The organism is Erwinia sp. MYb375, assembly GCF_037479175.1.
Lineage (GTDB): Bacteria > Pseudomonadota > Gammaproteobacteria > Enterobacterales > Enterobacteriaceae > Erwinia > Erwinia rhapontici.
Window position 1 is genome coordinate 395,868 of record NZ_JBBGZS010000011.1, and the last position, 22,094, is coordinate 417,961.

Annotated in this window: 19 protein-coding genes; 10 read left to right on the forward strand and 9 right to left on the reverse strand. The window is 51.8% G+C overall.

From position 1 onward, the window contains the following. Positions 1-4 precede the first annotated feature (4 nt). Entirely contained in the window at positions 5-1,114 is a 1,110-nt protein-coding gene (locus tag WH279_RS04280) for a YcbX family protein (RefSeq protein WP_339455113.1), read from the reverse strand. A gap of 133 nt (positions 1,115-1,247) precedes the next feature. On the opposite strand from WH279_RS04280, the gene rlmKL reads away from it, so the two are divergent. From rlmKL to rmf, 6 genes are all read left to right on the forward strand, one after another. Next, complete coding sequence (rlmKL, locus tag WH279_RS04285; protein ID WP_133841008.1) at positions 1,248-3,365, forward strand: bifunctional 23S rRNA (guanine(2069)-N(7))-methyltransferase RlmK/23S rRNA (guanine(2445)-N(2))-methyltransferase RlmL; 2,118 nt, start codon at positions 1,248-1,250, stop codon at positions 3,363-3,365. A gap of 6 nt (positions 3,366-3,371) precedes the next feature. Continuing rightward, the gene (locus tag WH279_RS04290) at positions 3,372-5,285 is read left to right on the forward strand and encodes an ABC transporter ATP-binding protein (protein ID WP_133841007.1); all 1,914 of its coding nucleotides are present in this window, start codon (positions 3,372-3,374) and stop codon (positions 5,283-5,285) included. 32 nt (positions 5,286-5,317) lie between these two features. Further along, positions 5,318-6,592, forward strand: coding sequence for a membrane integrity-associated transporter subunit PqiA (pqiA, locus tag WH279_RS04295; RefSeq protein WP_339455114.1), 1,275 nt, complete (start codon positions 5,318-5,320; stop codon positions 6,590-6,592). Beyond that, complete coding sequence (pqiB, locus tag WH279_RS04300; RefSeq protein ID WP_200640665.1) at positions 6,579-8,219, forward strand: intermembrane transport protein PqiB; 1,641 nt, start codon at positions 6,579-6,581, stop codon at positions 8,217-8,219. Before pqiA ends, pqiB begins: the two co-directional genes overlap by 14 nt. Then, positions 8,219-8,776: a membrane integrity-associated transporter subunit PqiC gene (gene pqiC / locus WH279_RS04305; protein ID WP_339455115.1), complete on the forward strand. Its 558-nt coding sequence runs from the start codon at positions 8,219-8,221 to the stop codon at positions 8,774-8,776. The genes pqiB and pqiC overlap by 1 nt, the downstream gene beginning before the upstream one ends. Positions 8,777-9,053: 277 nt before the next feature. Further along, positions 9,054-9,221 (forward strand): ribosome modulation factor, encoded by a 168-nt coding sequence (gene rmf / locus WH279_RS04310; RefSeq protein ID WP_072277417.1) that lies wholly within the window; start codon positions 9,054-9,056, stop codon positions 9,219-9,221. A 192-nt stretch (positions 9,222-9,413) separates the two neighbouring features. On the opposite strand, the gene fabA is transcribed toward rmf, so the two are convergent. Both fabA and WH279_RS04320 read right to left on the reverse strand, forming a co-directional pair. Further along, positions 9,414-9,932 carry a bifunctional 3-hydroxydecanoyl-ACP dehydratase/trans-2-decenoyl-ACP isomerase gene (gene fabA / locus WH279_RS04315; RefSeq protein WP_133841003.1) on the reverse strand — a complete coding sequence of 173 codons (519 nt, stop codon included), beginning with the start codon at positions 9,930-9,932 and terminating at the stop codon, positions 9,414-9,416. A gap of 68 nt (positions 9,933-10,000) precedes the next feature. Then, positions 10,001-11,764 (reverse strand): Lon protease family protein, encoded by a 1,764-nt coding sequence (locus WH279_RS04320; protein ID WP_339455116.1) that lies wholly within the window; start codon positions 11,762-11,764, stop codon positions 10,001-10,003. A 185-nt stretch (positions 11,765-11,949) separates the two neighbouring features. Between WH279_RS04320 and matP the strand changes: the two genes are divergently transcribed. Continuing rightward, positions 11,950-12,405: a macrodomain Ter protein MatP gene (matP, locus tag WH279_RS04325; protein ID WP_200640659.1), complete on the forward strand. Its 456-nt coding sequence runs from the start codon at positions 11,950-11,952 to the stop codon at positions 12,403-12,405. Positions 12,406-12,494: 89 nt separating this feature from the next. Here matP and ompA read toward each other — a convergent pair whose 3' ends face one another. Then, entirely contained in the window at positions 12,495-13,565 is a 1,071-nt protein-coding gene (ompA, locus tag WH279_RS04330; RefSeq protein WP_200640658.1) for a porin OmpA, read from the reverse strand. Between the two features lie 349 nt (positions 13,566-13,914). Beyond that, complete coding sequence (gene sulA / locus WH279_RS04335) at positions 13,915-14,421, reverse strand: SOS-induced cell division inhibitor SulA (RefSeq protein ID WP_339455117.1); 507 nt, start codon at positions 14,419-14,421, stop codon at positions 13,915-13,917. 664 nt (positions 14,422-15,085) lie between these two features. Here sulA and WH279_RS04340 point away from each other — a divergent pair. Next, positions 15,086-15,214 (forward strand): hypothetical protein, encoded by a 129-nt coding sequence (locus WH279_RS04340; RefSeq protein ID WP_339455118.1) that lies wholly within the window; start codon positions 15,086-15,088, stop codon positions 15,212-15,214. A gap of 252 nt (positions 15,215-15,466) precedes the next feature. Next, complete coding sequence (locus WH279_RS04345; protein ID WP_339455119.1) at positions 15,467-16,096, forward strand: TfoX/Sxy family DNA transformation protein; 630 nt, start codon at positions 15,467-15,469, stop codon at positions 16,094-16,096. Here WH279_RS04345 and yccS read toward each other — a convergent pair. Together yccS and WH279_RS04355 are read right to left on the reverse strand one after the other, a co-directional pair. Continuing rightward, complete coding sequence (gene yccS / locus WH279_RS04350) at positions 16,093-18,234, reverse strand: YccS family putative transporter (protein WP_339455120.1); 2,142 nt, start codon at positions 18,232-18,234, stop codon at positions 16,093-16,095. The two genes, WH279_RS04345 and yccS, sit on opposite strands and share 4 nt — an antisense overlap. 9 nt (positions 18,235-18,243) lie before the next feature. Continuing rightward, positions 18,244-18,690 (reverse strand): YccF domain-containing protein, encoded by a 447-nt coding sequence (locus tag WH279_RS04355; RefSeq protein ID WP_339455121.1) that lies wholly within the window; start codon positions 18,688-18,690, stop codon positions 18,244-18,246. A gap of 136 nt (positions 18,691-18,826) precedes the next feature. On the opposite strand from WH279_RS04355, the gene helD reads away from it, so the two are divergent. Then, complete coding sequence (helD, locus tag WH279_RS04360; protein WP_339455122.1) at positions 18,827-20,881, forward strand: DNA helicase IV; 2,055 nt, start codon at positions 18,827-18,829, stop codon at positions 20,879-20,881. A 15-nt stretch (positions 20,882-20,896) separates the two neighbouring features. On the opposite strand, the gene WH279_RS04365 is transcribed toward helD, so the two are convergent. Beyond that, positions 20,897-21,355: a methylglyoxal synthase gene (locus WH279_RS04365; protein ID WP_200640647.1), complete on the reverse strand. Its 459-nt coding sequence runs from the start codon at positions 21,353-21,355 to the stop codon at positions 20,897-20,899. 75 nt (positions 21,356-21,430) lie between these two features. Further along, a complete protein-coding gene (locus WH279_RS04370; RefSeq protein ID WP_339455123.1) occupies positions 21,431-22,072 on the reverse strand; it encodes a YccT family protein in 642 nt (213 codons plus the stop codon). Positions 22,073-22,094 lie beyond the last annotated feature (22 nt).

The following is a 22,094-nucleotide window of genomic DNA, read 5'->3' on the forward strand; positions in this document are numbered from 1 at the left end:
GCTATTAGCGCAGCACCACATCGCCCGCCGGAATACAGCTACAGCTTAATACGCTGCCGTCCTGACGTATCGCCCCTTTTTTCATCGCTTTCACTTCCCCACTGACCAGTGTGACTTTGCAACTTCCGCAGATGCCTGAGCGGCAGGAATAAGGCACTTTAATGCCCTGAAGCTCCAGCTGTTCCAGCAATACCTGTTGATTGTTACCAGTAAAATGCTGGCCCTGCCAGTGAATGGCCACATCGCGGGTCGCAACGGTGGCAACCTCCAGCGTTTCTGTTACGCGTCCTGCACCGTAAGCGCGTGGCGTATGGCTGGTTAACACTTCAATTTTATCGCCCACGCGAACGACACCGCTGCTGCGTGCCACCAGGTTCAGGCCAAAATCAATATCACCGCTTCCATCCAGCGCACTGCGAAACCCTTGCAAGGTATTCAGCGGTTCGCCGCCCGAATGTTTACGGCCATATTGCGTGCTGACGGTGGTTAACACGCAGCGGCTACAGGGTTTCGGCACATCGAAGATAATTTCCCCGATACGTAATGACGACCAGCTATCTTCCGCCCATGCGGCAGCACCGCTGACCACCAGGTTGGGGCGAAACTGTTCCATTCGCACCCCGGCCGGACATCGTTGTTGCAGATCGTGCAGAGAGGCCTCATTGACCAGCAGAAACGGGTAACCGTCAGCAAATCCTAACGGAACCTCGTCAAAGCGTTTTACCCGGCGGGTCATCTCCGGGCCGACCCAGCGTAACTGAACCTGGCGCGGGAAAAAATCACTCAGCCATTGATTAATCGTGTCGGGGGCGATTAACGCGGTGAACTGGCTACCCCAGACTTCGGTTGGGGCAGGGGCCGTGAGGAAATCCTCAAAGCGCACGGTCGCACTGCTGCCATCCGGCGCACTCAGGTGCAGCCCGTCGACGATCAGCGCCGGGGTAAACAGCACCATTTCAGGATATTGCCGCGCGGTAATAAAGGTGCCATCGGGTTCGGTCAGCATAAAGATACGGTCGAAGGCCAGACCGCTGCTCAGCGCCTGTGCATGGGAAACCTGCATCCCTCGCATTGATTTAACCGGATGAACAAATAAACGAGACAGACTGATCATGGCGATTCTCCATTGCGCCCACCGCGGACCCCTGCTATTTACAGGGTTTTTGCAGTAATAAACGCTAACTTTATGACATGACGTCATGATTAGCTATAATGCGCAGCAATTTCTGATGACGATAAGTGACGCTATGAATTCTCTGTTTGCCAGTACGGCGCGTGGGCTCGAAGAGCTGTTAAAAAGTGAACTGGAAGCGCTGGGGGCCGAAGGCTGCCAGGTGGTCCAGGGCGGCGTACATTTCCAGGGCGATGATCGTCTGATGTATCAGAGTCTGATGTGGAGCCGACTGGCTTCACGTATCCTGCTGCCGCTAACCGAATGCGGCGTTTACAGCGACCTCGATCTCTATCTCGGGGTGCAGGCGATTGACTGGCCAGCCATGTTTGGCAGCGACCAAACCTTCGTGGTGCATTTCAGCGGATTGAATGAGGTGATCCGTAATAGCCAGTACGGCGCGTTGAAAGTGAAAGACGCTATCGTTGATAGCTTTACCCGTAAAAACCTGCCGCGCCCGAATGTTGATCGCGAACAGGCGGATATTCGCGTTAACGTCTGGTTGAATAAAGATACGGCCAGCATTGCCCTGGATCTGAGCGGGGACGGCCTGCATCAGCGCGGCTATCGCCAACAGACCGGTCAGGCTCCGTTGAAGGAGAACCTGGCAGCGGCCATCGTGCAGCGATCCGGTTGGCAGGTGGGATCGCCGCTGGTGGATCCGATGTGTGGTTCCGGGACCTTGCTGATTGAAGCCGCGATGATCGCCAGCGATCGTGCGCCTGGGCTGCAACGTAAACACTGGGGGTTTACGGGCTGGAGCCAGTTTAATCAGTCCCTGTGGAGCGATGTGACGCGCGAAGCACACGAACGCGCCCGTAAAGGGTTGGAGGAAACCACGTCGCGCTTCTACGGCTATGACAATGACTCCCGGGTGATCGAACGTGCCCGCGCCAACGCCCGTAACGCCGGGCTGACTGACCTCATTGAGTTCACGACCCAGGATGTGCTGAAGTTGACCAACCCGCTGGCGCAGGGTGTGACCGGTACGGTGCTGAGTAACCCACCGTACGGCGAGCGCCTGGACAGTGAACCTGCGTTGATTGCGCTGCACGGTCAGCTGGGCCGTATTATGAAAACGCATTTTGGTGGCTGGAACCTGTCTCTGTTCAGTGCCTCACCTGAGCTGCTGAGCTGCCTGCAATTGCGTGCCGATCGCCAGTTTAAAGCGAAGAACGGCCCGCTGGATTGCGTGCAGAAAAACTACCAGCTGGCGGAAAATCCGACCGGTGCCGCTGCGGGCCAGTTGGCAGAAGACTACGCCAACCGGTTGCGCAAAAATACCAAGAAACTGGATAAATGGGCGCGTCAGGAAGGGATTGAATGCTACCGCGTCTACGATGCCGATCTGCCCGATTACAATGTGGCGGTCGACCGCTACGGCGACTGGGTTGTGGTGCAGGAATATGCGGCGCCGAAAACCATCGAGCCAGCCAAAGCGCGTCAGCGTCTATTTGATGTGATTGCCGCAACCCTCAGCGTGCTCGAACTGCCAGCTAACCGACTGGTGCTGAAAACCCGTGAAAAACAGAAAGGGAAAAATCAGTATCAGAAACTGGGCGAGAAGGGCGATTTCTTTGAAGTTGGTGAGTTTAACGCCAAATTATGGGTTAATCTGACGGACTATCTCGACACTGGCCTGTTCCTCGACCACCGTGTTGCCCGCAAAATGCTGGGGCAGATGAGTAAAGGGAAAGACTTCCTGAACCTGTTTGCCTACACCGGCAGCGCCAGCGTTCACGCCGGTCTGGGAGGCGCGCGCAGCACGACCACGATCGATATGTCGCGAACCTATCTCGAATGGGCCGAGCGCAATATGCGTCTCAACGGTTTGTCCGGGCGTCAGCACCGTCTGATGCAGGCAGACTGCCTGAGCTGGCTGCGTGATGCGGATGAACAGTTTGATCTGATCTTTATCGACCCGCCGACGTTCTCTAACTCCAAACGTATGGAAGAGAGTTTCGACGTGCAGCGCGATCATCTTGATCTGATGAAAGATCTGAAGCGTCTGTTGCGTAAAGGGGGCACCGTAATGTTCTCCAACAATAAACGCGGCTTCAAAATGGATTCTGCCGGCCTGGAAGCTCTTGGCCTGGCTGCTACTGAAATCACTGCGAAAACACAGTCGCAGGATTTTGCCCGTAATCGTCAAATTCACAACTGCTGGCTGATCACTCACGCCGGTAAGGAATAAGTTTTTATGTCACTAATCAGTATTCATGGCGCTTACCTCTCATTCAGCGATGCGCCGCTGTTGGATAACACTGAACTGCACATCGAAGAAAACGAGCGTGTTTGTCTGGTTGGCCGTAACGGGGCGGGTAAATCCACCCTGATGAAGATCATCAACCGCGAACAACCGCTGGATGATGGGCGCATTATTTATGAGCAGGACCTGGTGGTGGCACGCCTCCAGCAGGATCCGCCACGTAATGTGCAGGGCTCGGTGTATGATTTTGTCGCGGAAGGTGTGGAAGAACAGGCAGAACACCTGAAAGCCTATCACGCGATCTCGCATAAAGTGATGGATGATCCGAGCGACAGAAACCTGAATGAGATGGCGCGCTTACAGGGCATTCTTGACCACCAAAATCTGTGGCAGCTGGAAAGCCGTATTCACGATGTGCTGCAACAAATCGGCCTGGATGGGGATGCTGAGCTGTCCTCATTATCCGGTGGATGGTTGCGTAAAGCTGCGCTTGGGCGCGCGCTGGTCAGCAATCCGAAAGTGCTGATGCTGGATGAGCCCACTAACCACCTCGATATTGAAACTATCGACTGGCTGGAAACGTTCCTGAAAACATTCCAGGGCAGCATCATCTTCATTTCGCATGACCGTTCGTTTATTCGCAACATGGCAACGCGCATTGTTGATCTGGACCGTGGCAAGCTGGTTTCCTGGCCAGGCGATTACGATCTGTATCTGACCAGCAAGGAAGAAGCGCTGCGTGTTGAAGAAATGCAGAACGCCGAATTCGATCGCAAACTGGCGCAGGAAGAAGTGTGGATCCGTCAGGGCATCAAAGCGCGCCGCACACGTAACGAAGGGCGTGTTCGTGCGCTTAAAGCGTTGCGCCGCGAACGCTCCGATCGCCGTGAAGTGATGGGCAAAGCCAATATGCAGGTGGAAGAGGCTTCACGCTCTGGCAAGATTGTCTTCGAGCTGGAAAACGTCAGCTATGCGGTGGGTGGTAAACAACTGGTGCGTGATTTCTCCCGCCAGGTACAACGCGGTGACAAAATTGCCCTGATCGGCTCTAACGGCTGTGGCAAAACGACCATGCTGAAGTTGATGCTCGATGAGCTCAAAGCTGACAGCGGCCGCGTGCATATTGGCACCAAGCTTGAAGTCGCCTACTTTGACCAGCACCGCGCTGACCTGGACCCGGACCGCACGGTCATGGACAACCTGGCAGAGGGTAAACAGGAAGTGATGGTAAATGGTAAGCCGCGCCACGTGCTGGGCTACCTGCAGGAGTTCCTGTTCCACCCTAAACGCGCGATGACGCCGGTGCGTGCATTATCGGGTGGTGAGCGTAACCGCCTGTTGCTGGCACGTCTGTTCCTTAAGCCAAGCAACCTGCTGATCCTCGATGAACCGACCAACGACCTCGATGTGGAAACGCTGGAGCTGCTGGAAGAGTTGGTTGATGGTTATCAGGGCACCGTTCTGCTGGTGAGCCACGATCGTCAGTTTGTTGATAACACCGTGACCGAATGCTGGATCTTTGAAGGCAATGGTGAAATCGGTGCGTTTGTTGGCGGCTACCACGATGCGCAGCTTCAGCGTAGTGCCTATAAACAAAACCGCGCCAGCGCAAAATCAACCAGTGCGCAGCCGCGTCAGGAAAACGCAAAAACCGACGCCGCAAAAAAACCTGCGGCTAAGTTAAGCTACAATTTGCAGCGTGAACTCGAACAACTGCCGAAGAAAATGGAAGAGCTGGAAGCCCGTCTTGAAACGTATCAGACGCAGGTTGCCGATGCTAACTTCTTCAATCAGCCCCATGATGTGACCCAGCCTGTACTGGATTCACTCGCCCAGGCTGAACAGGAGCTGGAAGTCGCTTTCGAACGTTGGGAATACCTGGAGTCGTTAAGCAACGGCGCCTGATACAGCTGTTCTGAAATTACCGAGGGTCAGGTATGTGTTCGTCGCACCACGCGCATCAATGGATGCTTTGCCCACAGTGTGACCTGATGACACAGTTGCCAGATATCCGGCCGGGCAGCAAGGCAAGCTGCCCACGTTGTCATACCACACTTCAGTCTAACTGGGTTGAGCCGCGAACGCGGCCAACAGCCTATGCGCTGGCAGCACTCTTTATGCTGCTGCTGGCAAACTTATTCCCTTTCATCAATATGCATGTTGCCGGACTCAGCAGTGAAATCACCCTGACCAAAATACCTCAGGTGATGATTTCCGATGACTACAGTAGTCTTGCGACGCTGTTTTTGCTGTTTGTTCAGGGGGTTCCGGCCTTCTGTATGCTGGTGATTCTGCTCTTAGTGAATGATATTACGTTGCCACAGGGGCTGAAACGCACTCTGGCACGCGTGTTGTTTCAGCTGAAAACCTGGGGCATGGCGGAGATCTTTCTCGCCGGTGTGTTGGTGAGCTTTGTAAAGCTTATGGCTTATGGTGATATCGGCATTGGCACCAGTTTTATCCCCTGGTGCCTGTTCTGCCTGTTACAGCTTAGAGCGTTTCAGTGTATTGACCGCCGTACATTATGGCTGCGGGTCGCCCCATTACCTGTGCTTCCCTTCACGCCATTACCCGCCGTGAGTGGCTTGCGTCAGGGGCTGCGTTCCTGCAGTTGTTGTACTGCGGTACTCGCCAGCGATACGCTGGAGTGTCCGCGCTGTGGGGTTCATGGGCATGTCAGACGAAAGCACAGTCTGCAATGGACACTCGCTTTATTGATGACATCAATCTTGCTCTATATCCCGGCCAATCTGATGCCGATCATGATTACCGAGGCGCTGGGTAATAAAATCACCTCAACCATTATGGCGGGCGTGATCCTGCTGTGGAGTGATGGATCCTACCCGGTGGCGCTGGTGATTTTTATCGCCAGTATCATGGTCCCAACGCTGAAAATGATGGCCATCGGCTGGTTGTGCTGGCACGCCAACGAGCGCGACAGCAACCGGGACGACAGTGATAAAATGCATAAAATATATGAGGTTGTTGAGTTCGTCGGGCGCTGGTCAATGATTGACGTATTCGTGATTGCTGTGTTATCAGCACTGGTGCGAATGGGGCAGTTGATGAATATTTATCCAGCCAGTGGTGCGGTGCTGTTTGCCCTGGTGGTGATCCTGACGATGTTTGCCGCCATGACGTTTGATCCCCGTCTCACCTGGGACCGGATACAAGAAAAGAAGACTGAGGAGCCTGCAAGTGACGGACAATAACCACGGCGTAGCCACGGTAGATAAGATAAAGCGCTGGTCGCCGGTGTGGATCATCCCCATCGTCACCGTCTTGATAGGCGCATGGATTTTGTTTTATCACTTCAGCCATCAGGGCCCGGTAGTCACGTTGATGACGACTAACGCTGAAGGTATTGAAGGGGGGAAAACCCTGATTAAAAGCCGCAGCGTTAACGTCGGGGTGGTCGAAAGTGCCGTGCTAACCGATGATCTGCACCATGTGGAAATCAAAGCACGGCTGAATTCCGGCATGGAAAAACTGCTGCGTGAAGACAGCGCTTTTTGGGTGGTGAAACCCGCTATTGGTCGTGAAGGCATTACCGGGCTGGGAACGCTGCTGTCGGGTGCCTACATTGAACTTCAGCCGGGTGCCAAAGGTGAGAAAGCGGCGCAATATCAGCTGCTGGATTCCCCCCCACTGGCGCCGCTGGATGCTAAAGGTATCCGCATTACCCTCGACAGTGAAAAAGCAGGCCAACTCAATGCGGGTGACCCGGTGCTGTTCCGTGGTTATCGCGTGGGTTCTGTTGAAACCAGCGCCTTTGACGCCGATAAACGCATGATGACCTATCAGTTGTTTATCTCCGCGCCTTATGACCGCCTGGTGACCAGCAACGTTCGCTTCTGGAAAGACAGCGGAATAGCGGTGGATATGTCGGCTTCAGGAATGCGTGTAGAGATGGGATCGCTGACGACTCTGTTCAGCGGTGGCGTCAGCTTTGATGTACCAGAAGGCTGGGAGCGCGGCGATCGGGTTGAAAACAAAGCTGAATACCGGTTGTTCAACGACCAGCGCAGCATTCAGGATTCACTCTATACCGAACACAAAGACTTCCTGCTGTTCTTTAACGACTCTATTCGCGGTCTGCAAAAAGGCGCGCCAGTTGAGTTCCGCGGTATCCGTCTGGGGACGGTCGCAGAGGTGCCATTTACCATGCCGGGCCTTGCCCAGCGTCTTAACAATGATTACCGCATTCCAGTTCTGATCCGTATTGAACCTGACCGCTTCGAGAATCGCTTAGGTAATGATTTCAATATTGAGCAGCATCTTAAAGACGGTATCAAAAGTGGTCTACGAGCTTCACTGAAGTCTGCCAATCTGTTGACGGGCGCATTGTATGTCGATCTCGATTTCTACAACAACGCGAAACCTGTTAGCGGTCCGACGACGTTTGCTGACTATGAGCTGATCCCAACGGTCAGCGGTGGCCTGGCGCAAATTCAGCAGAAGCTGATGGAATCTCTGGATAAGATTAACAGTCTGCCGCTGAATCCGTTGCTGAACGAAGCGACCGGCACGTTGAAAGAGAGCCAGCGTACGTTGCGTGAAATGCAGAAAACGCTCGACAGTCTTAATCAGATCACTTCCAGCCAGTCGATGAAAGAGCTACCAGCGGATATGCAAAGCACGCTGCGTGAACTAAATCGCAGCATGAAGGGCTTCCAGCCAGGCTCACCGGCTTACAATAAGATGGTGGGAGATATGCAGCGTCTCGATCAGGTCCTGCGTGAATTGCAGCCTGTATTAAAAACGCTCAACACCAAGAGTAATGCGTTGGTATTCGAAGCCAAACCCGGTCAGGACCCACAGCCGAAGAGGGCGAAATAATGATGAAATGGATCCCCGTAGCCTTTGTGCTGGCACTGAGTGCTTGCAGCACCCCCAAAACGGCTTACTACCAATTACCAACGGCGGGCAGCACGGCTGTTGTGGCAAGTCGGAACGTGACGACGCCAGTATGGATAGAACGCGTATCGGTGCCGGATTACCTTGCCGGGAATGGTGTGGTCTACCAGAGCAATGATGTCCAATTCGTGATTGCGGCGAATAACCAGTGGGCCAGCCCGCTGGATCAACAGTTGCAGCAAACGCTGGTGACCAATCTCAGCACGGCGTTGCCGGGAGCGCTGGTCTCGTCTTCTCCACTGGGACAGCAACACGATACGCTCAATGTCACCGTAACGGGTTTCCATGGTCGCTATGATGGACAGGCGGTGATCAGTGGTGAATGGATACTTGAACACAATGGCAAACTGCAAAAGCAGCCGTTTACGCTGGTACTACCGCAAAGCGAAGATGGTTACGATGGGTTAGTAAGAACGCTGGCTAAAGGATGGCAGGAGATTGCGGGGCAGGTCGCTAATGCGATAATTCGCGAACAATAAGAAAAAATTAACTAACGTACTAAGCCTTTGATTGTTGCGGAACCTGATTTCTGTGGCATCAAAGGCTTTTTTATTGCCATTCAGTCAGATAGCAGTGTTTTTTAAGCGAGCAGTGGCGAGAAACCACCATGGCTCCGATACACATTCATGACATTGGCGTGAAATTTGCGCGTTGATCTTTACTGAAAGTCGCGGTAGAACTTATGGGTGGTTGCGCGAAACGTAACCACTGTATCTTTCCACCAGATTCCACCAGACTAAATGAGGGAAACGCGGCATGAAGAGACAGAAACGAGATCGCCTGGATCGGGCACAATCACGGGGTTATCACGCAGGCATTACAGGACGCTCAAAAGAGATGTGTCCGTATCAAATGCTGGATGCTCGATCTCACTGGTTGGGAGGTTGGCGACAAGCCATGGAGGACAGGTCGGTTACCGCGTAACACCTGTCAGAGAAAGGGAAGAACCTCCGCTTATGCGGAGGTTTTCATTTTTATCCTTCATACTTCAAGCTGTCTCTGCGTGGCTGCTTTTAGTCACCCGAATCACTGACTTCAGTCAGCTCATCGGGATTCCTTCTTTTGCCGCCTTGATACAACTCGAGTTATCTTGGATATCAGAAAGCAGTGAGAGACTTAGAACGCGGTGGTGTCTTTGAACAGGCCCACTTTCAGGTCAGTAGCGGTGTAAATCACGTTACCATCGACCAGTACTTCACCATCTGCCACGCCCATAACCAGTTTACGGTTGATCACGCGTTTGAAATGAATACGGTAAGACACTTTCTTCGCAGTTGGCAGAACCTGGCCGGTAAATTTCACTTCACCCACACCCAGCGCACGACCTTTACCTTCAGCGCCTAACCAGCCGAGGTAAAAACCAACCAGCTGCCACATAGCATCAAGGCCGAGGCAGCCAGGCATGACCGGGTCACCGATAAAATGGCAGCCGAAGAACCACAGATCAGGATTGATATCCAGCTCAGCTTCAACGAAGCCTTTACCGTAGTTACCGCCGTCTTCGGTCATTTTAACCACGCGGTCCATCATCAACATATTGCCAGCTGGCAATGGCGGGCCTTCCGCGCCAAACAGTTCACCGCGACCAGAGGCAATCAGGTCTTCTTTTGTATAGGATTCGCGTTTATCTACCATGTTTTCAATAAGCCTTATTTTAATGAAGCAGGGAGTTTAGCTTACACGTGTACGCCGGACAAGTCCGATCAGCCGGGCGTAAACCAGTTTAACCAACGCAACGGCCACGGACGATGGCGAGGTTCAGGGTGAAGAATCTGAGCGATACGGTCCTGAATCGAACGTAAGAGGCACGGCCCTGTCTCTTTGTCCCACTCCACGCCAGTTAACAGCGGCAGAGCTTCATCAACGCTGGAGACTGCCCACAGATGGAATTTACCTTCACGAACGGCATCCACCACCTCCTGTTGAAGCGAGAGGTGACGCACGTTGGCCGCAGGAATAATGACCCCTTGGGTTCCGCTTAACGCGCGTTGATTACAGATGTGGAAGAAGCCTTCAATTTTTTCATTCAGCCCGCCAACAGGCTGCACGCGACCGAACTGATCGACGGAACCTGTCACAGCCAGCTGTTGATTAAGCGGCTGTGAGGCGAGGGCACTGATCAGCGCACATAGCTCTGCCAGTGAGGCACTGTCACCATCGACTTCAGAGTAGGATTGCTCAAAAACGATTGAGGCCGAAAACGGCAGCTGTTGCTCAAGCTCCAACTCTGCAATCAACCATGCCTGCATGATCATCATACCTTTGGCATGAATATTACCGCCAAGCTCGGCTTTGCGCTCTACGTCGGTGAACTCACCATCGCCAACATGAACGACGCAGCTAATTCGTGAAGGTTCACCAAATGCGCGAGGATGGCCGGGGAATTCCATGACTGACAAGGCGTTGATCTGACCGATCATCTCACCGTCAGTTTCAATCAGAATCTGATCAAGCAGGATCTCGTCACGAATTCGCTCAGGCAGAAAACCTTCACGCCATTCGCGCGTGCTGAGGGCATCCTGAAGATTTTCGGCAGTGAGCTGATTGTCTTCGCTGTAGAGTGCGGCTTCCTGTAACTGTCGACACAGCCACTGAGGATCGAGTGGAAGGGTATCCTGATCGCCAGTATAGCGTGCAGCCTCACGGATCAACACCGGCCAGAAATCAGGTGCAGGGGAGGGATAGCCAAGACTATGGGCAACACTTTGTACCCATTGTAACCAGTGGTTGAATTCCTCTTCGTCCACCAGTTGAATATTGTCTTCGAACTCGCTGTACAGCGATAGCCCAGCCAGTTCAGGTTCCATATCCTGGAAATCTGCCAGCACATCGCGTTCACCCACCAGAACCAGGCGGAATTGCATTGGCATCGAGGGGATCGCTAATGGCAGAGGACGGGTTTCATCCTGGGAATACCAGTCAAACCGCTGATTAACCATGATCTGCTTTAGCCGCAGCCACAGCAGTGGTTGCGCCATCAGGGCACGCATTGACAGGATCAATACTCCGCCATTGGCACGATGTACCAGACCTGGTGACAGCGTTATCGTCGACTGATGGATGCGTACGCAGCCAAAAAGTTGTTCGGTTTCAATCCATTCAGCCTGATGAACACCCCCTTCGCTGGCGAAATTATCCACAGCGTTTTCCGCCGGGCGCCAGCTTACCGCGTGTTCGGTGATGTCATATTGGCCACCAAATAAGGGCGCAACATCATCATCATCATCGACAGTAAGGGATGAAAGAATATCCTGCAATAAAGCGAGATATTCAGCGCTCTCAGGGCTTTTGACCAGCATTAGCGGTACTTTGGCCGGGGTTTGCATAAGCAGGCTCAAGCCATTAAACAGGCGTGCCTGCACGGATGCAAAGCACTCTGTATCGGCAGCATAGGCCTGCGAGAGGAGGTGCTGGAAGCGTTCTGTATCGGGCTGTAGGGCGCGCCACTCTAATCGGTTGTTGGTCAAAGTTATCGTATTTTTCTTAGATGATTAAAAGCGGCATTATACAATATTTCAGCCTGTTAAGCACAGTGCACATGCACATCTGCGCCGCTTGCGTTAACATTGACGCTGATGTCCCTGTTTTCTTTGCAGCCTGATGAAAAAAAGCTGTTATTCTTAATTCGTAATGTGGTCAGCATGAGATTCCGATGAAATACCAGCAACTGGAAAATCTTGAAAGCGGATGGAAATGGAAATACCTGGTCAAAAAGCACCGTGAAGGTGAATTGATCACGCGTTATATCGAGTCAAGTGCAGCGCAGGCCGCTGTCGATGAGCTACTGATTATGGAAAATCGACCAGTAGAGGTATTGAAATGGATCAGCCAGCATATTAACCCGCTGCTTGAAAATCGCATGAAGCAGACTATCCGCGCACGTCGCAAGCGTCATTTCAATGCCGAACATCAGCACACGCGTAAGAAATCTATCGATCTGGAATATCTGGTTTGGCAACGTTTGGCTGGTCTTGCGCAGCGTCGAAATAGTACGTTGTCTGAGACGATAGTGCAGTTAATTGAAGATGCAGAACGCAAAGAGCAGTATGCAAGCCAGATGTCATCGCTGAAGCAGGACCTGAAAGCGATTTTGGGCAAGCCTGAATAAAATCGACAATGTGGCTTATCCCTTCCTCTGTTCAATCTATTCAGCCAATAAAAAACCCCGCCTGAGCGGGGTTTTTTTAACGAGATAACTTAAGCCTGTGGCTGAGTTACAACGTCTTTGATGCCTTTAACTTCGATTTCTACACGACGGTCTGGCGCCAGGCAGTCGATCAGGGCATTACGGCCTTTCACGCTGTCACAGGTGCTGCCGGTAACAGGGTTAGATTTACCCTCGCCACGTGCAGAGATCTTGTTAGCAGGGATGCCTTTAGACACGAGGTAGTCTACAACAGACTGAGCGCGTTTTTCAGACAGTTTCTGGTTGTACTGCTCTGAACCGATACGGTCAGTGTAGCCCAGTACGACAACAGAGCCGTCTTTCGGATCCAGATTGCTCAGCTGGGTGTACAGCTGATCCAGAGCCTGCTGACCTTCTGGCTTCAGAGTCGCCTTGTTAAAGGTGAACAGAACGTCAGATTTCAGAGTGAAACGCTTGGTTTCAACAACTGGTGCTGGAGCTGGAGCCGGAGCAACAACTGGTGCTACTGCATCATCCTGACCGAAACGGTAGGAAACGCCAACACTCAGCATTGAGTTATCAGGACGCGCACCAACGGTACCTGCGTCACCGATGTTGTTAACCCACTGGTAATCCAGACGGGTTGCCCAGTTTTTGGTCACTGCGTATTCAACACCAACTGCTGCCAGTGGGGAGACGCCGGTGTCGTGGTCGCTGATGCGATCGCCGCCAACAACCTGCTGGGTGGAGTCTGCACGCCATACCATACCGCCCAGACGGGTGTACACGTCCAGATCGTCAGCAACTGGGTAGCTTAATTTAGCTGCCAGCTGAACGCCCTGTGCTTTGAATGCGCCGTTAACCTGGTCGCCTTTGTTAGGCATACGGCCTAACCAGTCATAACCCAGTTCGAAGCCCAGGTATGGGTTCGCCTGATAGCCAACGAATGCACCAGCACCGAGCTGGCTTTCATGAGATGGGCCGTCGTTATCTTGGTAACCGTTACCGTAGTAACCTTTGTCGTGGTACTGAGACCAGCCCAGTTTAGCACCGGTGTACCAGGTGTCATCTTTAGGGGCGGCCTGCGCTACGGTAGCGAAGCCAGCCAGTGCCACTGCAATTGCGATAGCTGTCTTTTTCATTTTTGCGCCTCGTTATCATCCAAATAGGCAATGAGCTTTAAATTAGCTCTTTGATTTAATCCTTCGCCGGGTTGAGAAACTCGATTGTGACTCTTCCAAAAAATGGAGGTTATTGAGCACCCTGGCGAGCTAAAGTCTACAACGTACCAGCAAACTTACAAGTATGATGTGACGATGGTCAGCAAAAAAACAGCGTTTCGTACACATTTTTTAACATTTGAGGGTGAATTCTTTGCTCAAAAACAGGTCTGAGAACCCAGCTAAACCATTGTCCCACCGCGTCATAACATTATTGGCGTGATAAGAAGGGTCTGGCAGAGATAAAGTCTGAGAAAAATCTTATTTTTACTTAATGATACAAAGATGAGTGAATTCTTAATCCATTGAGCGGTCTGGCTGAGGAGTAAATGCTGTTTTCTGAGCGCATAATTAACCCTAATGCCTGCCCTGAACTTGCCGCTTCCTGCAAGCGTTGACGATCCACTTCTGATATCTCTTCATCCAGCCAGCCTAAAACCACGCTGTAATTCCCGGTCTGCAACGCTTTAATCATGGCTTCTACCGTGGTGATCGTCCCGGAGTAGGGAGACTGCATGACTTTATCCAGAGGTAACCCGGAGCGCTGTAACCAGTCGCGGCTGAGCTTCTGTTGCGGGGTCAGCCATAACTGCCAGCGAGACTGCATCCCCAACTGCTGCAATAAAGGCAGCAGCAGCAATTGAGTCATGTCAGGTTGATTCTCACTGTAAATCAGTTCGCTGATCAGGCCATTAGTACAAGTCGAGGTAGAGGATGCAGATGCGGAAGCGTGCATGTTACGACTAACAGACTGAGATTTCAGGAAATGAGTACGCATAATGTCTTCGCTCACTAAGTTACTGTATGGATATACAGTATAGGTGTGGTGAACAAAGATCAACCTTTAATCTTACTTCCTGGCACATATCCTCTCAGAGGAAACAGACGCTGCTTTGCTGCTTTTACGGAGAGTCAGAGTACATAGAGGTTGAAGGTATTAAGGCTTTTGTCAGATCCGACGGGTTTCTTCCCCGCTCTCGCTGGCATTTTAAGCATTCTCTTTTTTCAGTATAAACTTTAAACATTTGATGTTCATGACAATCAGTTATCAATCATAATGATCCGCACTTTGTATCGCCATTAACAATTACACCAGAAAGGAATAAAAGATAATATCGCTGTGGTGACATATTTTTATATTCTATTTTCCCGCTAAGGAAGGAGAGATACTTACTTTTGCCTGATGGTGTCGGGCTAATTTATTAAAATTAACCCGTAATAACAGAGTAGATGTTTGGTGCTTTCTGGTCATTTGGAGGGACAGCGATGTAAACTTAATATCTTTACCAAAAAATTCGCATGAAAAAAATGTTGGAATACATCGGCTTTGTACCTCGTTGGAACGGAATGTCAGCATATTTATTTTCCATGGCAACCCGCCAGGTTGAGCTGCAGAGGGAACTGATAGGGGCCGAATATGGCGTTTTTTGTGATGAACGGTTGTGAAGGGCTGGGATTTTACCGCATTTTCTCGCTTGCCAGGTTATGGCCAGGATGTGCGTTTTGCTCGCCAGTTTTATTGCGTTTCTTTTATTAAACTGGATGAAAAACTATTTATCAATGATTTTTAATGACGTGTTTTTTATTGAGGTTTTAACCTGGTGCAGATATCGTAATCCTTAATGCTATTTTCCCTCTAAAGTAGAGGATAGCGACCTTGAGTCTATTTTTATGAGCGAATTTTTTCGTAACACCTCGCAAAATTACAATGTAAACACGTGAAATACAAATTAGTCATTGAACCTGTAATGAGTATTGCCTATTTTCTAGTATGTTTTATCGAGACCTTATGAGTTATTTCTTAATTAATTTAGGATGATAATATGGATCGTTCGAAACGTAAAATTGCAGAAGCGAAACAACGACTGGCTCAGCTTGGAGAAGTGCAGTCCCGTACACAGTTCGGTGGTTATTGCCTGGCGGTGGAAAAAACGGTGTTTGCCGTCGTGGCTCAAGGTGAGCTTTATATTCGCGCCTGTGAAGAGGTTCAATCTTATATTGTTGAGCGTAATATGACACCGCTGAGCCTTAGTAAGCGTGGTGTGCCAGTAGAACTCAATTACTATCGTGTTGATGGCGCCTTGTGGTCTGATGGTGAACAGCTGGTAGCCATTTCCCAGCTTTGTCTCCAGGGAGCGAAGCAACAGCAGAGAGAGCGTCAGAATAACCGCCGTCTTAAGGACCTGCCCAATATGGGCATCAGAATGGAAATGTTACTGCGTCAAGTGGGTATTTCAACTATCGAGATGCTGGTTCAACAGGGTGCAAAACGAAGTTGGCTGCTGCTGCGTACTAACAACAAAAATCTGGGATTAACCGTACTCTTCGCCTTGCAAGGTGCCATTGTCGGTCGTCACTATGCTGCGCTTCCGCAAGAGATGAAAGAAGAGTTGCGCCTATGGTTTAACTACAATTCTCAGCAAGAGCGTAAAAAACGGCGTGAAGAAGACTAGCCACGTAAGGCAATTTGTTTTTTAAGGCGCGTAATTTCAGGCAAAAGAGCCACCAGCAAGCCAACCTGCTGCAAGACCAGTGGTTCTTTCGTTTCGGCATTGGCTTCGCTGTGCTGTATGCGTGACGCCAGGCTGTCCATCATGCGCTGTGCTTTCGCCTCATCGACGATGTCAATTTGCAGTACATCGTCGACATAACAGACAGCATCATCCATAAGTTGCAGCATGGCATCGTTTTCCAGCTTCTCACGATGCGCGCCTAAAGCAGAAATGTAGCTTAGAAATGAATGGTTAAGACACAGCAATCGGAAAGCCGCTTCTCGCAATGCCAGATCAGATTTATTTTCTACCGAAAGATTAGAAACAACGGATGCCAGCTCTGCATCACCGTTATGGGCATCACGGCGGGCAATGCGATAATCCAGCCGGTTATCTTTACCCTGGTGATATTGCACCAGAATAGCATCGAGATAGCGGCAGTTCGCATTCAGGGTGCGTTCAGCAACGGCAGGAAGCCGGCGAAAACGCCAGTCAGGCCAGATAAATGTCACCGCCAGCCAGGCAATACCACAGCCAACCAGCGTATCAACAATACGCGGTATCGCCACTTCAAATCCTTCCCCCAACAGGTTGAAGCACAGTAGCACCAGCAAAGTAATGAACATGGTGGCATGCGCATACTGAACGTTGCGGAATGCGAAGAACAGCACACCCGTAACCACAATCAGCATCAATTGCCCTTCAACGGAAGGAACCAGCCACAGTAGCGGCAGACCCAGTACAATCCCGGCCATTGTACCGATAATGCGTAATGCCAGGCGACGACGCGTTGCACTGTAATTGGGTTGGCAGACAAACAAACTGGTCAGCAATATCCAGTAACCGTGTTGCACCCCGGTAGCCTGAATAATGCCATAGCCAACGCACAGCAGCAGCGACATGCGGACTGCATGACGAAACAGCGGAGACTCCGGGCTGAGATGGCGGCTCAGGCGAAGACGAATATCGCTCCAGCCAGTCAACCCCTCGCTGGATAGCGTCTGGTCATGCGGGGCATCGCCCTCTGTCAGCACTTGCTCTGATTCAATAGTCGCCAGCTGGGCATCAATCGCTTTAAGGTTGTTCAGCAGGTAGGCCATGGCTTTGACCTCCGTGCTCTCAGGTTCTGCGGTTTCAAGGCGATGCAGCGCAGCGTGCAGGTTTATAAAGACTCGTTCGAAGCGCGCATCATGCTGATAAGGCTCACGCAGTAAGATTGAGCGCGAGAGTCGCCGGCAGGCTTGTGCTTGTAAAGATAAAAGACGCTGAAAGCGGAACAGAATATCGCTCGAACCCCAGGCTTTACGCAGTGCGTGATACTGCACATGGGAAGAGCTGGCTCGTTCGTGGATATCCTGAGCAACGAAATAGTAATGAAGCGTCCGGCGGGTGCCACGCTGACCACGGTCGCCGCGCAGTCGTGACTGAATCGATGCTTTGGCCTGATTAAGCAGTTGGACCAGTTGACTGTTCTCCATTGCCACGTCGACCAGCGTTTGGTGATCATCCCCTTCAATATCGGGATCAAACAGGTTGGCTTTGGCTTCCAGATAGCGCGCCAGTTGGGCAAAGCAGCGAGATATATTTTCCTGCAACGGCCGTATAGGGAACAGCAGATGTCCGGATAAGGTCAGAAGGTTGTACCACACGGCACCCAGCAGTAGCAGCGCCGGTTGCAGATACCATTGCGGAAATAAATGAATGCCCAGCATGGTATAAATGGCGATCAGTAGCGCGCCAAAGGCGATTGTTGCGTAACGAGGCCCCAGTGCGCCGAGCAAAATGAAGCCCCAGCTGGACAGGGCTAACCCGGCAACAAATAGCCACGGATGCGGGAAGAGCAATTCGACAGAAACGGAAGCAATACAAAAACAGACCAGCGTGATCAGCAGGTTACGTAATCGCCCGGCAAGACGATCGTCAAGATCCGCCAGTGCAGCGGCCACCACTCCCAGCGTTAGCGGGATCGTCCAGGTAATCTGATGCAACCACCAGGGCACGGCAGTGGTTCCTGCCAGTGCCAGCGTGATGCGGATAGTGTACAGCCAGGTGCTGTTGAACGCGTAGCGGCGCACATTGCCGATCATGATCTTATTCATTGTCGTAACTTAGCGGAAACGCGCACGCGCATTGGCTTCACGAGCGGCCTGAGCAACCTCAACGGAAACCACGCGGCGGCCTACTGGCCACAGTGCAATCGCAGCGATTTTAAAATTAGCGATGCCAACGGGAATGCCAATAATCGTCACACACTGTGCGATGCCTGCCATGATATGCATCACGCACAACCACCAGCCAAAAAATACCAGCCAGAAAATATTGAGCAGGGTGCCGCCAGAATTCAGAAGCGCATTTTTACCTGATGGATTCAGCTCATCAACATGCACTGCTTCATTACCATAAGGGAGGAAAGACAGTTTGGTTATCTCCCAGCAGGAACGGGTGAGTGGCAGGGTAAAGATAAAAATAATGCTCACCACCGTGGCCACCAGCCAGGAGAATGTGGTCAGGAATCCACCCAGCACAAAATTCAGAACATTTAATACGGTGCGCATAAACGAGTTTCCCTTCAGAAGATAACGGTGATTAACCGACAATACCTTGATTGTAACGTGTTTTAGCGCTGGAGAGGTACACGTCAGCCAGTTAAACTATCTGATGATGAAAATAACCGCAGCCAGGGTCACCGGAATGGAACTGAAAGCAACAGCGTTGGGTAAACATCTGGCACAGCATCCTTATAACCGGGTGCGTCTTCTGACCGCAGGTGTAGAAGTTAGCGGTGAAAAGCATGAGTATTTGATCCCGTTCAATCAGCTACTGGCAATCAAGTGCAAGCGTGGGCTGGTTTGGGGTGAGCTGGAGTTTACGCTGCCTGACGAAAAAGTTGTGCGCCTTCACGGCACCGAATGGAGTGAAACACAGCGCTTTTTCCACTATCTCAACCAGGAATGGCAGCAGTGGAGTAAGGAAATGAGCGATGTGTCAGCCAGCGTCCTGTTAGCACAGCAGCAGCAAATTTATGAGGCGGAACAACAGGACAAATGGCTGCGCCGCAGCGATATCAGTGCCTGGCAACTGGCGATCCGTAAAGCGTTTGACGCCGTGCCGTTGCCCGCAGAACGATTGGGGGAATTTGATAATTGTCGCGCACCCTACCTTTACTGCCAGCAGTGGCTCCATAACAGCGATGCACGCCGAGTTCAGCGCAACAATGAATGGACCAACCGTATGCTGGAACAGCATGCGGATTTCTTTAACCAGGTGGAAACGTCACCGCTTAATCTCTCCCAGGCACGCTCCGTTGTTAACGGTGAGGACGCGGTGCTGGTTCTGGCGGGGGCAGGCAGTGGTAAAACATCCGTGCTGGTGGCGCGGGCAGGTTGGTTGATGATGCGTCGGCAGGCCAGTGCCTCGCAGATTCTATTGCTGGCGTTTGGTCGCCAGGCGGCCAAAGAAATGAACGAACGTATCCAGGAACGTTTGCACACCGAAGACATTCAGGCGCGAACCTTCCATTCTCTGGCCTTACACATTATTCAGCAGGGCAGTAATAAAGCCCCCACGATCAGCAAACTGGAAACCGATCATGGTGCGCGTCAGGCGCTACTGATTGAGATCTGGCGACAGCAGTGTAATGAGAAAAAAGCGCATGCGAACGGCTGGCGGCAGTGGCTGACAGAGGAGCTGGAGTGGGAACTGGAAGAAGGCAGTTTCTGGCAGGACGATCGCCTGGCGCGGCGCCTTGCCAGCCGGCTTGAGCGTTGGCTTGGACTGATGCGTATGCACGGCGGAGTACAGGCTGCGATGATCGAGAGTGCACCTGATGAAGTCCGCGATCTGTTCAGCAAACGGGTCAAATTAATGGCACCGATGATGAAAGCGTGGAAGAGTGCGCTGAAAGAAGAGGGGGCAGTTGATTTCGCCGGGCTGATTCATCAAGCGGTGAATATTCTTGATAAAGGGCGCTTTATCAGCCCCTGGAAACATATTCTCGTCGATGAGTTTCAGGACATCTCTCCGCAGCGTGCGGCTTTGCTGGCAGCACTGCGCCGTCAGAATAAACAGACCACACTGTTTGCGGTGGGGGATGACTGGCAGGCTATCTATCGCTTCAGCGGCGCTGAAATGAGCTTAACAACGGCCTTCCATCACCATTTTGGTGAGGGCGACCGTTGTGTGCTGGATACCACCTACCGTTTTAATCAGCGTATTGGTGAAATCGCGAATACCTTTGTTCAGAGCAACCCTCATCAGTTAAAAAAACCGCTCAACAGCCTGAGTAAAGGCCATAAAAAAGCCATCTCTCTGTTGCCTGAAGAGCAACTGGAAGCGCTGATGAATAAACTGAGTGGCTATGCTGCCGTTGACGAGAGAATTCTGGTGCTGGCACGTTATCACCATCTGCGCCCGGAAATACTGGATAAAGCCGCAACGCGCTGGCCTAAGCTCAATATTGATTTTATGACTATTCATGCCAGTAAAGGACAGCAGGCAGATTATGTCATTCTGCTGGGGCTGGCAGAAGGTGATGAGGGCTTCCCGGCGGCAGCCAGAGAATCAGTGATGGAAGATGCGCTGTTACCTGCCCCGGAAGACTTTCCGGACGCCGAGGAGCGCAGGCTTGCGTATGTTGCCATTACACGAGCGAAGCAGCAGGTGTGGCTGCTGTATGATCGTAATCATCCATCGGTGTTTGTTGCCGAGTTCAGCCGTCAGGGCGTACCAATACTACGTAAACCCTGACAGCCAGCGGCTGAGCTACTTCAGGCGCTGTTGCAGATAACGTTCATAATCCGGGATCTGGATTTCAACCTGCCGGGCGAACAACGGTGACTGAATAATAAAATCTGCGGTGGCTCGGTTCGTTGCAACGGGAATATTCCACACGGTGGCCAGGCGCAGCAGCGCTTTCACATCGGGATCATGCGGTACCGCATTCAGTGGGTCCCAAAAGAAAATCAGCACATCAATTTTCCCCTCCGAAATCAGCGCACCGACCTGCTGATCGCCGCCCATCGGGCCACTCAGCATCGCCGTCACCGGTAATCCGGTGGCGCGTTGTACCAGATTGCCGGTTGTTCCGGTGGCGTAAAGCGTATGGTGCTGCAACTGCTCTTTGTGGATATCCACCCACTGCATTAAAGCGTTCTTACAGTGGTCGTGGGCCACCAGCGCGATATGTTTCTGTGGCTGTAGAGTGCGGGTTGTCTGATCCATTCAGTATCCTGGTTGGGTAGAGCAAGAGGAATAAGTAAACAGAGGACTGAGTGTAGCGCCGGGTATCTGCCGATATCAACTGGTATGCAGGGCCTTCATCAACATAACAAAGCGCTGACGGGTGGCGGAATCGACCTGCAAGTACCAGAGACGCAGCATGCGCTCGGCCGGATGCTGGCTTATTGAGGGGTCGGGAAGAACAGAAGCCGACTGAGAGGTACGGCGCATTGGCTGGGCAAAGCGTGGCACCGAAGCCACTTTGTTATCGAGGTTATACTGTACCATTGCCTGTTCGAGATCGTCCTGCGTCTGCAAACGAAGCGCATCCCGCTGGCTGTTAATCTCTACACCGTGTTCATTGACTAGCGTAAACTGCGGGTTTTTGTCGAAGTGCTTTCCGTCATGCAACGTTTGCAGTGCGGGTAACTGAATCACCACTGACTGAGTGCTGGCAGTAAATTTGACAATCTGAGGAGCTGAAACCCAGTTGACCGGCGTCTGTGCGTTGCGGGTGACCATTCTTTCTACACGAAAGAGCAATTGGTGTTCCCCACGCTCCAGTTCCAGACCTTCCGCGCCTTTGAGCAATGACCCCGAAATCTTGTGTCCATCCAGTACCAGCAGGTCAATATCGGCTGAAAGCTTCAGCGTTGTTGCCTGCGCGGTTGCGGCAACCAGCATCGCTATCAGTCCGGCGATAACCATACACAGCTTCATTGTCTCTCCAGCAGGGTAAAGG